The sequence below is a fragment of the Acinetobacter sp. YH12068_T genome (genome assembly GCF_024606005.1).
GTDB lineage: Bacteria > Pseudomonadota > Gammaproteobacteria > Pseudomonadales > Moraxellaceae > Acinetobacter > Acinetobacter amyesii.
The window spans coordinates 2906402-2918973 of the sequence record NZ_CP094555.1 but is presented as its reverse complement, the minus strand read 5'-3'; the positions used below and the strand labels follow the sequence as shown (position 1 = coordinate 2918973).

Here is a 12572-nt window from a genome sequence, read left to right as displayed (position 1 = left end):
GCCTGCAGATTTTTGGAAAAGAAATTCAAAAAATAATTTAATGGGTGAAGGAACTTTAATTAAAAATCCACAAATGCATGAATATTATCTGCATCAAATTCGAGATTGGTTTGAAAAAGAAACAGGGATTAATTGGGATGTTAAATCTTAAATTTATAATGGTTTCAATTTTATTTGTGAGTACTGTATCAATGGCGAAAAATAATCAAGAGTTTTACACGAGTACATATCCAAATTATTGGGGTAATCCTCTTATAGAAAAATTTTGGGCTAATAATGGTAAAGAATTTTATTTGAAAAATTCTACAGTAGATAGAATAGATAGTAAAAATAATAAAATAAACGGAGTCGGTTTGATTGTTAAAAGCTTAACCGAAAAAGAGGCTGAAGATTATGACAAATATGGAAAAAAAATTTTCTTGATTAATAAAAAATATGATGTCAAAAGTAGTAAAGATAAGAAGCTAAATTTTAGATTTTTTGAAGTTTCAGGTGAGAATACTGTTTCTTCAATACTTTTTAATTCAAAAGACAGTAATGGGCAGGAAGTTTTAAAATGGTTTAATGAAAAAAAAATAAATTTTATTAATTCCAGTGAAAGTAAAATGGAAATAGGATTTAAAATTATTACTAAAATAAAAAAAAATGAATCTGATTATGTTTTAGAATTGATATTTGAGAATTTATCTAGGCAAGATATATCAATCACTGGAGTTAATGATTGGGAGGTGAGTAATGAAAATAGAAGAAGTAAAATAATATCAAATTTAGTGATTAGGGATGGTTTGAATGCATCTTTTAAATTTAGTTTGAATAAATATAATTTGATAGAGAAAAATGAGGATTTATTAAACAATTTAATATTACCTGGGAAAATGAAAAAAAGTATTCATTTCAAGTTAGATAAAAATGAAATGAATAAGCTAGAAGAATATCAAAAAAGTATAGATGATGCAGAGCTAAAATATTATGTTGTTATGGATCTTAGAGTGCTATCGCCAAGTATTATTGCAGGTGATTTTCATTATTTAACTAGTTTGAATGAATTTATTTATTCTAAATGAATTGCATGTTATATATTTGGTTTTTTCACATTTTTTTGTGCAAGGGAATTGTATTTTTAATGTTTGAAGTAATAATTTTGTAGGCGGAATTTTATTCTGATTGTTTAATTATTTAAACTTTCTTGCAATGGTTTTTGTTGATATTGATTTTTTAATTTTATTTAGTGGGTTTGATTTTAGAAAAATTATGTCTTTTATTTTTAATAAATAAATTGAGCTATGATGAATTTTGTTGGTGTTTTTAGATTGTTATTTATAGTGCTCATTAGCTCGCATGTATATGCTGATGACGAAAAAATAGCATATTTATACGAGAAAAATAAACAAGCGCTTTTTTTAGGGGGTGTAATAGGGGGATTTTTCCATTTAATAGTACTGATTTTTCTAAGATAAAAGATCTAACCTTAAAATATAAGTTGGAAAAAATTCATCGAAATCATGAAGAGCCGACATCGTTTAATTTTCTGATTGAAAATAAGGGAATTACAATGTACGGTGGAGGAGATGAAGTTGTAAGTAAGCTTTGTAATATGGAAAAGCCTCGAGAAATTAAAATTAATTATTATCAAATTGAAGGATCTAAAAGAATATATTACTACATAGATGAAATTTAAATTTGTATTTAGGCTTAGTGAAATTATTTCTTTTAATTATTTATAAAATATCTAAATCTAATGAATATAAAATGACACATTGATAATTATTTAAAATAAACTAATTATGAAATTAATTTTTTATAGGAATTATTTTTTTTGTAATAATATTTATTTAAAGAGTGTGATTGTATATTAAAAAATAAACCCGCATTAAGCGGGTTTATTTCAATCTCAAAAGAGATTACATATTAGGATAATTAGGACCACCACCACCCTCAGGTGTTACCCAAGTAATGTTTTGAGATGGATCTTTAATATCACACGTCTTACAGTGAACACAGTTTGCCGCGTTAATTTGGAAACGCTTAGAACCGTCGTTTTCTTCCATAATTTCATAAACACCAGCAGGGCAGTAGCGCTGAGCAGGCTCATCCCATTTTGGTAAGTTCACATTTACAGGTATAGAAGCATCTGTCAGTTTCAAGTGAGCAGGCTGGTTTTCTTCATGAACGGTATTCGATACGAATACTGAAGACAAACGGTCAAATGTAATTTTACCATCTGGTTTTGGATAATTCGGTTTGAAGTTCGCAGCATCGACAGTTTTTAAAGCGCTGAAGTCGGGCTGTAAGTCATGCAGCGTGAACGGCACTTTAAAGATGTTTTGATCAACAAAGTTGAACGCACCACCCATCCATTGACCAAACTTATGCATAGCAGGGCCGAAGTTACGAGAGTTATATAACTCTTCTTTTAACCAGCTGTTGTTGAACTTGTCTGTGTACGCAGTTAACTCTTTAGCGAAGAAGTCTTCACCTTCAGTCACACGTGCAATGGCAAGGTCACCACCTTTTTCCACACCCGCAGCAATCGCTTCAAATACAGCTTCACCGCACAGCATGCCTGATTTCATTGCTGTATGAGAGCCTTTGATTTTCGCAAAGTTTAGGAAACCTGCGTCATCACCAATTAAGCTACCACCTGGGAAAGTGAATTTAGGTAGTGAGTTGAAGCCACCTTTTACAACCGCACGTGCGCCATAAGAAATACGCTTACCACCCTCAAGATATTGCTTGATCAGTGGATGTGTTTTCCAACGCTGCATTTCCATAAATGGATACATGTGTGGATTGGTATATGATAAGTCAACGATCATGCCCAAAGTCACTTGGTTGTTCTCAGCGTGGTATAACCACCAACCGCCTGAAGAACCTGTTTCACTTAAAGGCCAACCTGCACCGTGCATCACCAAACCTGGTTTATGTTTAGCAGGATCTATTTCCCATAATTCTTTAATACCAATACCGTAATGTTGTGGATCGGCATCTTTATCCAAGTTGAATTTTTGGATTAAACGTTTACCTAAATGACCACGACAGCCTTCAGCAAATAATGTGTATTTCGCATGAAGTTCATAGCCAGGGGTAAAGTTGTGCGTTGGTTCGCCATCTTTACCAATGCCCATGTCGCCAGTCTGAATACCTTTCACAGTCCCGTCTTCATGGTAAAGAATTTCAGATGCTGCAAAGCCTGGGAAAATAGACACTTCTAATTCTTCAGCTTTAGCACCTAACCAGCGAACCACGTTACCTAACGAAATAACATAGTTGCCATCGTTATGCATGGTTTTTGGCACCATCCAATGCGGTGCTTCTTGTGATTTTTCATCAGACAATAAGAAGAAGGTTTTATCTTCAGTCACAGGCACATTTAACGGTGCGCCTTGTTCTTTCCAATCTGGGAACAATTCATTCATCGCGCGGGGTTCAAGCACAGCACCCGATAGAATATGCGCACCTACTTCGGAGCCCTTTTCCACGACACAAACGGACAGATCGTTTAGGTTATTTTCAATTGCAAGTTGACGAATTTTAATCGCAGCAGATAGGCCGGCAGGACCTGCACCGACGATAACTACGTCAAACTCCATCGATTCACGTTCGATGTGTTCCATGTAGGACTCCTCATATTTCGGAAGGTGGCATCCATTCAATTCATTTAAATGGTGCTGCCATGAGTGTTCTTAATGCCCAGACACAATTTTTCTATCGTGTCTTTGATATTGTGGGCTAGTATAGTTTTAAACCGAGTTCTAGCCAATTGGCTGAATCATATTATTTTTCCGTCACTAAGGTATTTATTAGGCGGATGAAGCAGCAATTGAACGAAAACCCGACGAAAAAATTCATTAATAGGGATGATAGAAATTTAATGAACATTGCACAATACTTAAAAGATGGACAGTCCGGTCACAAAAGGTCAATCCCCCCATTAGATCAATGGCATCCAAAGCATTGTGGTGCAATGGATCTGAAGGTTTTAGCCAATGGAGAATGGTGGCACGATGGTCAATTGATCAAACGCCAAGCGCTTATTGACTTGTTCTCGACAGTACTATGGAAAGAAGACAGCAAGTTCTATTTAAAGACCCCAGTCGAGCAGATTGAAATACAGGTAGAAGATGAGCCTTTATTTGTTAATCAAGTCGATATGCTTGAGCTAGAAAACAAGAGCTATATCCAGTTTACGACCACAACACAAGACGTGATTGTTGTGGATGATGAACATCCTATTTTTATGCGTGAATATCAAGGTGAATTGCGCCCTTATGTACATGTGCGTTTTGGAATTAATGCACTGATCCAGCGTGCAGCATTCTTTCATTTGGTTGAGATGGGTGAACTGCTTGAAAATGAAAAAGGTGAATCCATTTTAGTGTTACAAAGTGGTGATTTGCGCTTGCAATTAGGCACCTGAGGTTTAAGCTTTCCACCTTGTCATTCTGAACAATATATAAGTGACCCTATGACCGCCATTCACCCCATTTACCCACTGGATGTACCCATGCCGAAAGCTGGCGCAGATGCACCGATCGGTTTATTTGATTCGGGGATTGGTGGCTTATCTGTGGCTTTAGAAATTGCGCGCTACTTGCCGAATGAACGTATTGTGTATTATGCCGATACTGCACATGTACCCTATGGGCCACGTGATGATCAAAATATACGTGAATTGACTGCACATGCCATAGAGTGGTTATACCGCCAAGGCTGTAAAGTCGCTGTCGTGGCATGTAACACGGCATCTGCTTTTAGTTTAGATTATTTGCGTGAACATTATGGGGAGAACTTCCCCATTATTGGTTTAGTTCCTGCGTTAAAGCCTGCCGTTCTGCAAACAAAAAGTAAAACAGTGGCTGTTCTTGCAACACCTGCGACATTTCGTGGAAAGTTGATTAAAGATGTGATGCATCGTTTTGCTGAGCCGGCAGGGGTCAATGTTCTGACTGTTACCAGTTTGGAATTAGTACCCTTTGTAGAAGCAGGTGCGCAGATGAGTGAGGCTTGTCTTAACACATTAACTGAGGTTTTACAGCCAGTTGTAAATCAAGGTGCAGATTTTTTAGTGCTTGGATGTACACATTACCCCTTCCTAAAATCGGCAATTCAGTATATTTTTGGTCAGAAGCTGACATTAATTGACTCAGGTTTTGCAGTTGCACGACAAACAGCCCGAATTTTGATTAAAAATGAGTTATTATTTGATCAGAAAAGAGAAAATTGTTTGCGTATAGAGTGCTATGTCAGTGGCAATAATGCGGAAAATTTAAAACCGGTTGTGGCGCGCCTGATTCAAGATGATATTTCTTGGAACATTGCCAACATCGGACTTATAAGTTCAGAAGACTAAATCAGTCATTTTGGACAACGTTAAATGAAAAAATTAGTTTTTTATTGGGGTAGTCATGTCGCATTTTCCAGCTAAGATTAATTCGATGCTGAGTGCGTTATGCAGCGGGAGAGGATCACTAATGCTCGATAAGCGTTATCAAGTATTCATTTCCACATCTGGTAGCGAAATGCAGCCAGAACGGATTATTTTGGCTCAGACGCTTGTAGGAATGGGGTTTTTCTCATGGGGGCTAGAACAACGCACACCATTGAGCACTGCTTTTGCACGTCGTCAAATTGACGATTGTGACTATGTGATGATTTTATTGGGCAGTCAATACGGTGAGCAGTCTGTGTCTGGTGTGGGCTATATGCACCTTGAATACATCTATGCGGTGACCAAGCAAAAACCTGTCATTGTGTTTATGCATGATGATCCAGATTCACGTGATGATGCCTTACATGATGCTAAACCTGAACTCCGTGAAAAATTTAAAGAATTTAGAAAACTATTACAAAATGAAGTTGATCAAGTTTTTACCTATCGTAGTTTGCGTGATTTAGAAATGGCAGTTCGATTGAACATGCCACAAATGCTAGAACGCTATCCTGTTACAGGTTGGGTGCGTCCACAGAATACTCAAGCTTTACATGATGAAATTGATCGTTTAAAAGCCCAGTTAGTTCAACTCGAAACAGAGTCTGGAAAACGCGAAGTTGATCCATTCCTATCTTTACCAAAAGTGTCGATGCATGAACTATTTTCATTTGAATACCGCATGCACGCTTATCAAGATGGTAATTTCAAAGAATTAAAAGTACAGAAGAAAATGACGTGGGCGCAGCTCTTGTCGATTTTAGGCGAAACCTTTGTTAATCCAACCCCTGAAGAATTCTTCTCTAAACGAATGAATGAGTTTTTGAATGAAACAGGTTTGGATGATGCACGTATTGAGATGCCACGTGCACATGCGGTTGCGCGGGCACAAGTGAATATTCGTGCTTTACACAGCATTAAAAGCCAGATGCGGCAGAATGACTGGATTGTGCCCAATGGCCGAGATGATCGTCAGCGGATGTTGTGGCAAGTGACCAGTAAAGGTCAAAAATTACTAGAAAGTAATTTGCTTGATAATGATCGAGTTTTTCAATTTAAATCTGCATATTAATCTATTTTATTAAATGGATTAAAAGCTGCTACATTAGCGTCATTCAAATTGATGGAAAAAGTGTAATGTTGCCTGTCGAGAAAGCTAAAGTCACCATTATTCTGGCGAATCTAGGTACGCCTGATGCGCCAACTGTGCCCGCAGTGCGTCGTTTTCTGCAACAGTTTTTGTCAGATCAGCGGGTGATTGAAATCCCGAAACCGATATGGCAAATCATTCTACGTTTGTTTATTTTGCCATTTCGCCCTAAACGTGTTGCACATGCTTATGACATGGTTTGGGGTAATGATTCGCCCATGCGTGAAATTTTATTTGAGCAAGTCGCCGCAGTAAAACAGCATCTCACAGCAAAATATCCAGAATTTGAACTGAATGTGATTCCGGCCATGACTTATGGTAATCCGGGGATTTCTGCCGCTTTAGCGCAATTGGCTGAGCAGCCTCAAGACCATATTCTATTATTTCCGTTGTTTCCACAGTATTCAGCAACATCTACGGCACCTTTATATGATGCGATTGCGAAATGGATTCCACAGCAGCGTAATTTACCGGGTTTGAGCATTATTCGTGACTATTACCAGCATCCTGTGTTTATACAGGCCTTGGCGCAAAGTGTGCGTGATTATCAAGCTAAACATGGTGTACCAGATAAATTATTGATGTCATTCCACGGTATTCCACAGCCTTATGCCGATAAAGGTGATCCCTATGCTGACCGTTGCCGTGTAACAGGGCACTTGGTCGCAAAAGCGCTCGGTTTAAATGAAGATCAATATGAAATCAGTTTCCAATCGCGCTTTGGTAAGCAAGAATGGGTGAAACCTTATACCGATGCCACTTTGGAAGCGTGGGGCAAACAAGGCGTGAAATCGGTACAGGTTATGAGCCCTGCATTTTCAGCGGATTGTTTGGAAACGCTAGAAGAGTTGGCGCTGCAAAATGCTGAAACTTTCCAAGCTGCAGGCGGTGGTGAATATGGCTATATTCCCGCATTAAACGTGCGGGATGATCATGTCGCATTGCTCAATTTATTACTTCAAGCTAATCTTGATGCCTTAAAGCAAACATTAGCCCATTCATCGCCTTGAGGTTTTCGCCCTATGTTGCAAGTTAAAATCGTGCCCGTTACGGCATTTCAACAAAACTGTTCCATTGTTTGGGACTCTGAGTCGAAAGAAGCGGTCTTGATTGATGCAGGGGGAGAGCCGGAAAAATTAAAAGCCGAAGTTGAAGCGCTCGGTTTAACGGTCAAAGCCTTGTGGTTAACGCATGGACATTTAGACCATGCGGGTGCGGTTGGGGCATTAACCCAAGCATGGAATGTTCCGGTGATTGGCCCGCATAAAGAAGATGCATTTTGGCTCGACATGATTCAAGACGTATCAGCCAAATATGGCTTTCCGATCCCTGAAAATGTTCATGTGACTCAGTGGTTAGAAGGTGGCGAAACACTGAAACTGGGTGAAGAAGAGTTTGAAGTACGTTTTGCACCGGGGCATACACCAGGCCACGTTATGTTCTATAACGCTAAATATGGGGTGTTATGGACAGGTGATGTATTATTTAAAGGTTCTATCGGCCGTACTGACTTTCCGCGTGGCAATCATCAGCAGCTATTAGACTCGATTCAACGCGAATGCTTTAGTTTGCCTGACGATACTCAGTTTATTTCTGGGCATGGGCCAATGAGTACCATTGGCTATGAAAAGCAGCACAATCCTTTTGTTGCAAGTAAAGCGGGTTAAGTAATACGCTTTAACTTGATTGGGTAAAATAAAAAAAGGTCTACATAGTTAGACCTTTTTTATTGGAACTTTTTTATATTTAAATTTGAGCTAAACGTATTTAGAACTGATCTTCCTCACGGCCACCATCAGCTTGAGGTGCATCTTGGGTTGGCAGGCGATATTCGTCATTGGCCCAAGCACCAAGATCAATCAATTTGCAGCGATCTGAGCAGAATGGGCGGTATTCATTGTCCTCCCATGTGGTGAGTTTGCCACAGCGAGGGCAGTTCATGGTGGTTGGCATGGGGCAACTCCAGCGAAAATGGATGATTCAATTAGGCAAAAACAGTCGCAGTTGTTAGACTTATGCGGTTCTGTTTAGTTTGATCTGTTTATGCCTATTCGTCAATTTCAAGCGCAGCGTATGCATGCTCCCCGTGATTTTCAGTCCATTCAGCCAACTCCAATTTGTGTGGAAATTGGTGCAGGCAAAGGAAAACACGCCTTACTATTCACTGCACAACATCCTGAATTTCAGCTGATCGCAGTAGAGCGTACCCGTGAAAAATTTGTTGCGATGCAAAAACAGCATCAAATTGAAGGGCAGCAAAATCTTAGCCCTGTTCATGCAGATGCAATTCCTTGGGTTGTACATGCCTTACATCCTGCGCAAGTACAGCAATTCTTTATTCTGTATCCCAACCCTGAACCGCATAATCCTGCACAGCGCTGGTTAAATATGCCGTTTTTTGAATTTCTATTGTCGCGTTTGCAGCCGGGTGGTCAGATTACTGTGGCCAGTAATATTCCTGAATATATTGAGGAAGCGCAGCAGCAGTTAATTGATGTTTGGAAGCTACCTTTTGTCAAAGAACGCATTGCAGAGACTTCAGCACGTACACACTTTGAGATTAAATATCTAGAACGTGGTGAACTCTGTCAGCAGTTAATCATTACCAAGCCTGTAGATTACACCACACGTTTTGATGATTTTCAGCCGCTACAAGGTAAGCAACCCACCGAAGCATCTGCGGAATAATTGGGCATGACTCAGCGTATTGCAATCATTGGGGCAGGTCCTGCGGGATTGATGGCGGCGGAAGTGCTTAGCCAATTTGACTATGACATTCATGTTTATGAGCAAAAACCATCGGCAGCCCGTAAATTTTTAATGGCTGGCAAGACGGGGCTGAATATTTCGCATGCAGAACCCGTTGAACAATTTGTGCAGCGCTATGATCAAGTGGAATGGCTGAGTCCATGGGTTAAGCAGTGGGATGCAGCATGGATTCAACAATGGATGATGGGGCTAGGTATTGAAACCTATATTGGTTCATCAGGTCGGGTCTTTCCTATTGAAATGAAAGCTGCGCCTTTGCTACGTGCATGGTTAAAACGCCTCAGTTTCGACGGGGTGCAGTTTCATTATCGACATCAAGTTTTGGACTTGCAGTCCAATCAGCTAACGATTCAAAACCTTGTTGATGAATCAAGTCAAGTACTTGGTTTTGATGCGATTATTATGGCATGTGGGGCTGTGTCTTGGTCACGTTTAGGCAGTGATGGTGCATGGCAAAAATGGCTGCAGCCTGAGAGCATTGAAGCTTTTCAGGCCAGTAATGCCGGTGTGGAACGCGTTTGGTCGAAGTTCATGCAGCCCGTGTTTGGACAGCCTTTAAAGCGGGTCAATGCATGGGTCGAGCAAGCCGAGCCGACCCAAGGCGATATCATTATTTCACACTATGGACTGGAAAGTGGATTGATCTACAAACAAGGTCGAGGACTGCGTCAACAAGTGAACTCTGCTCAGCCCATGCAGCTGACTTTGGACTTATTGCCAGATCAAAGTGTTGAGCAATTGGCTAAGAAATTACAGCCTTCGAAAAAGCAATCTTTAACCAATGTTTGGCGTAAAGCCGGTTTAGATGTGGCGAAAGCTGCACTGGTCCGTGAACTGGTGGATAAATCTTTGTGGCATGAACCTGCCTTACTTGCTGCGAAAATTAAACACTTAGATATTCAACTTGATGGATTTCGCCCGATAGATGAGGCGATTAGCTGCGCGGGCGGTGTGAAGCGTTCAGTCCTAAATGATGGCTTACAATTGAAGAGCAATCCTGCAGTATTTGTCTGCGGAGAGATGTTGGATTGGGATGCGCCTACAGGAGGCTATTTGCTAACAGCATGCCTTGCAACCGGTCGAGCAGCGGGTGAAGGGGTTCAAAACTATCTGGTTTCTTTGCAGAGCTAAGCGCTTCAAATTGTCACAATCTTGCTGAGGAGTTGTGATATTTTGAGATGAAATTCTTCTAAGAAAGACCACTATGCGCGTACAAGAACAATATACCGGAAGCTGCTTGTGTGGAGCGGTCTGCTACGAAATTAATGGTCCGATTGGTGAGATCGTGCAATGTCATTGTTCTCGGTGCAGAAAAGCCAATGGCACGGCATTTGCGACCAATGCTCCAATAGCCAAAGCAGATTTCAAAATTGTGTCGGGTGAACAGATATTGAAAAAGTTTCAATCTTCACCAACCACACAGCGTTGTTTTTGTGGGGAATGTGGTTCACCAATTATGAGTATTAAAACCGATACCCCGGATTACTATCGCTTACGTATAGGAACACTGGATACACCCATACAGCAAGTACCAGTCTGCCATATATTCGTCAGCTCAAAAGCAGAATGGGACAGTATTCATGATGATTTACCACAATATGCTGAACGACCATAGCGAAAATCAAGATTGAGCAATAACATCAAGGGCATGGATGTGCCCTTGAAGTTGAGTTTATTTTGTGTTTTTTAGCTCGTGTTACCTTCTCATTCATCTATGTTGAATTTGGGTGCATAGATTGCAACAGGGTGGATGATTAGGGTTGTCGAGTTTTTTGTAGTTCAGGATATTGTTCTTGCCAATGTCCCAATTGTTCTTGAGCATGAATAAACTGACCGAGACCTTTGACACTATCACTAGGATTTTTCAACTCACCATCGGCTGTTTGATTTTTCTCACGATAAATTTGTGATTGATTGTCCCAGTACTGGTACATCAAGCCTTGAATGTAACGGCCTTGTTCAGTTTTCATTTCGAGTTCTTTGAGCATATTCAGTGCTGACTGGATGTTGTCACGCTTACGCTGTGTAGCAAATTCATCAGTGAGTTTGCCTTCCTCACGCAGTTTCATCAGCTCATCTTCCATCTCATCGCTAATTTGACTAAAGCTCTCGTCATATTGCGTCAGTAGCGTTAAGTCGTGTAGATCATCTGGGGTCTTGGCAAAGTTTTTAATAGGATCACTACTCAGCTCTTTCATGATTTGATCATCGGAACTGATTTCACTATTTTGTTCCACTGTTTTTGTTGATTTTTCACATGCAGTGAGTCCTAGCACCGTACCCATCAAGAAGACGACACTGAATTTTTTAAAAGAGATTGGCATGAGCATAATCGTGTCCTAATGTGTTTTTCTAAAGATATAGACATGTGTGATATACGGAAAATCAATGAAATCCTGTGCAGTCTTTAGGGTTGATTCAGCCACGATATTTTCAAATTGTTGTTTCAGTTTTTGTTGTTCATCCGTGTTTAACGCTGCAATAAAACTGGTGGACAATAATCGTTTGGAAACCACGTGTTCCACTGTACCATGATGCAATTGTTGAAAGGTGGTTTCGGCAATTAATTTAAATGTTTGCTGCTGTTCAAACACTTTTTGCCATTGCCCACTATGATAACGTGGTGTGTCACCTTCGAGTTCACTCAAGACATCAGCGAGTTGTTTGACCCAATTGACTTGGATATCACGCTGGTTCCAAATCAAAACAAGATCACCATTGGGAACCAAGATACGACTGATTTCATTGAGGGTTTCAGGGGTGGCAAACCAATGAAATGATTGGGCACAAAATACCGCTGCTACAGAATGATCATGCAGTGGAATCTGATCACTTTGGGCGGCTATAGTTGCAATATGCGGATGTTTTTTCTGCAATTGTTGCAGCATTTCATGTACAGGTTCGATCGCGGTGATATTCTCACTGAGTGGGCGAATATACTCGAGAAATTTGCCTGTACCTGAGCCTAAGTCCACCAGATGGGCTTGAGGGGCTAAAGCTAAATGTTGTTGTAGCCACGCACTGATTTCAATCGGGTAGTCAGGACGGGCTTGTTGATAGAGTTCAGCTGCAGAGCTAAAGCCTTGTTGTGCGGCAGGATGTATTGAATGTGTCATATTCTGCACTTTTTAATCTGTATGGCCTCTATAAAATAGCATATTCGGAACAAGATAAACTTTGAATGCAACAAGGAAGGAAAAGCGTGACGCAACAAGGACTGGAGCA

At 40.1% G+C, this 12572-nt stretch carries 13 protein-coding genes; 9 read left to right on the top strand and 4 right to left on the bottom strand.

The window, feature by feature from the left end; all coding sequences use genetic code 11:
• Positions 1 to 137: 137 nt before the first annotated feature.
• Positions 138 to 1064, top strand: coding sequence for a hypothetical protein (locus MST18_RS13920; RefSeq protein ID WP_180132729.1), 927 nt, complete (start codon positions 138 to 140; stop codon positions 1062 to 1064).
• Positions 1065 to 1901: 837 nt separating this feature from the next.
• On the opposite strand, the gene MST18_RS13915 is transcribed toward MST18_RS13920, so the two are convergent.
• Positions 1902 to 3614, bottom strand: a complete 1713-nt coding sequence (locus tag MST18_RS13915) for an electron transfer flavoprotein-ubiquinone oxidoreductase (protein ID WP_078192805.1) — start codon at positions 3612 to 3614, stop codon at positions 1902 to 1904.
• Between the two features lie 194 nt (positions 3615 to 3808).
• On the opposite strand from MST18_RS13915, the gene MST18_RS13910 reads away from it, so the two are divergent.
• The 5 genes from MST18_RS13910 to MST18_RS13890 all read left to right on the top strand — a co-directional run bounded on the left by MST18_RS13910 (position 3809) and on the right by MST18_RS13890 (position 8245).
• Positions 3809 to 4417, top strand: coding sequence for a DUF1285 domain-containing protein (locus MST18_RS13910; protein WP_180084748.1), 609 nt, complete (start codon positions 3809 to 3811; stop codon positions 4415 to 4417).
• A 48-nt stretch (positions 4418 to 4465) separates the two neighbouring features.
• Entirely contained in the window at positions 4466 to 5350 is an 885-nt protein-coding gene (gene murI, locus MST18_RS13905) for a glutamate racemase (protein WP_067764041.1), read from the top strand.
• Between the two features lie 121 nt (positions 5351 to 5471).
• Entirely contained in the window at positions 5472 to 6500 is a 1029-nt protein-coding gene (locus MST18_RS13900; RefSeq protein ID WP_180132728.1) for a DUF4062 domain-containing protein, read from the top strand.
• Between the two features lie 65 nt (positions 6501 to 6565).
• A complete protein-coding gene (hemH, locus tag MST18_RS13895; protein WP_180132727.1) occupies positions 6566 to 7588 on the top strand; it encodes a ferrochelatase in 1023 nt (340 codons plus the stop codon).
• A gap of 12 nt (positions 7589 to 7600) precedes the next feature.
• Complete coding sequence (locus tag MST18_RS13890) at positions 7601 to 8245, top strand: MBL fold metallo-hydrolase (protein ID WP_180132726.1); 645 nt, start codon at positions 7601 to 7603, stop codon at positions 8243 to 8245.
• Positions 8246 to 8345: 100 nt separating this feature from the next.
• On the opposite strand, the gene MST18_RS13885 is transcribed toward MST18_RS13890, so the two are convergent.
• A complete protein-coding gene (locus tag MST18_RS13885; RefSeq protein ID WP_067764029.1) occupies positions 8346 to 8531 on the bottom strand; it encodes a DNA gyrase inhibitor YacG in 186 nt (61 codons plus the stop codon).
• A gap of 84 nt (positions 8532 to 8615) precedes the next feature.
• Here MST18_RS13885 and MST18_RS13880 point away from each other — a divergent pair, with 84 nt between their 5' ends.
• The 3 genes from MST18_RS13880 (at position 8616) to MST18_RS13870 (ending at position 10962) form a co-directional block, all read left to right on the top strand.
• The gene (locus MST18_RS13880) at positions 8616 to 9266 is read left to right on the top strand and encodes an SAM-dependent methyltransferase (RefSeq protein WP_180132851.1); all 651 of its coding nucleotides are present in this window, start codon (positions 8616 to 8618) and stop codon (positions 9264 to 9266) included.
• A 6-nt stretch (positions 9267 to 9272) separates the two neighbouring features.
• Positions 9273 to 10478: a TIGR03862 family flavoprotein gene (locus tag MST18_RS13875; RefSeq protein ID WP_180132725.1), complete on the top strand. Its 1206-nt coding sequence runs from the start codon at positions 9273 to 9275 to the stop codon at positions 10476 to 10478.
• 73 nt (positions 10479 to 10551) lie between these two features.
• Positions 10552 to 10962, top strand: a complete 411-nt coding sequence (locus tag MST18_RS13870; RefSeq protein WP_180132724.1) for a GFA family protein — start codon at positions 10552 to 10554, stop codon at positions 10960 to 10962.
• A gap of 139 nt (positions 10963 to 11101) precedes the next feature.
• Here MST18_RS13870 and MST18_RS13865 read toward each other — a convergent pair whose 3' ends face one another.
• Positions 11102 to 11671, bottom strand: coding sequence for a hypothetical protein (locus tag MST18_RS13865; RefSeq protein ID WP_180128374.1), 570 nt, complete (start codon positions 11669 to 11671; stop codon positions 11102 to 11104).
• A 15-nt stretch (positions 11672 to 11686) separates the two neighbouring features.
• Positions 11687 to 12463, bottom strand: coding sequence for a class I SAM-dependent methyltransferase (locus MST18_RS13860; protein WP_180034986.1), 777 nt, complete (start codon positions 12461 to 12463; stop codon positions 11687 to 11689).
• Positions 12464 to 12572: the final 109 nt, after the last annotated feature.

Excerpts from the sequence above, each read along its gene's own strand:
- MST18_RS13860 (WP_180034986.1), bottom strand. The coding sequence starts at position 12,463 with ATGACACATTCAATACATCCTGCCGCACAACAAGGCTTTAGCTCTGCA.
- hemH (WP_180132727.1), top strand. The coding sequence starts at position 6,566 with ATGTTGCCTGTCGAGAAAGCTAAAGTCACCATTATTCTGGCGAATCTA.
- MST18_RS13870 (WP_180132724.1), top strand. The coding sequence starts at position 10,552 with ATGCGCGTACAAGAACAATATACCGGAAGCTGCTTGTGTGGAGCGGTC.
- MST18_RS13875 (WP_180132725.1), top strand. The coding sequence starts at position 9,273 with ATGACTCAGCGTATTGCAATCATTGGGGCAGGTCCTGCGGGATTGATG.
- MST18_RS13910 (WP_180084748.1), top strand. The coding sequence starts at position 3,809 with ATGAAGCAGCAATTGAACGAAAACCCGACGAAAAAATTCATTAATAGG.
- MST18_RS13915 (WP_078192805.1), bottom strand. The coding sequence starts at position 3,614 with ATGGAACACATCGAACGTGAATCGATGGAGTTTGACGTAGTTATCGTC.
- murI (WP_067764041.1), top strand. The coding sequence starts at position 4,466 with ATGACCGCCATTCACCCCATTTACCCACTGGATGTACCCATGCCGAAA.
- MST18_RS13885 (WP_067764029.1), bottom strand. The coding sequence starts at position 8,531 with ATGCCAACCACCATGAACTGCCCTCGCTGTGGCAAACTCACCACATGG.
- MST18_RS13890 (WP_180132726.1), top strand. The coding sequence starts at position 7,601 with ATGTTGCAAGTTAAAATCGTGCCCGTTACGGCATTTCAACAAAACTGT.
- MST18_RS13865 (WP_180128374.1), bottom strand. The coding sequence starts at position 11,671 with ATGCCAATCTCTTTTAAAAAATTCAGTGTCGTCTTCTTGATGGGTACG.
- MST18_RS13920 (WP_180132729.1), top strand. The coding sequence starts at position 138 with ATGTTAAATCTTAAATTTATAATGGTTTCAATTTTATTTGTGAGTACT.
- MST18_RS13900 (WP_180132728.1), top strand. The coding sequence starts at position 5,472 with ATGCTCGATAAGCGTTATCAAGTATTCATTTCCACATCTGGTAGCGAA.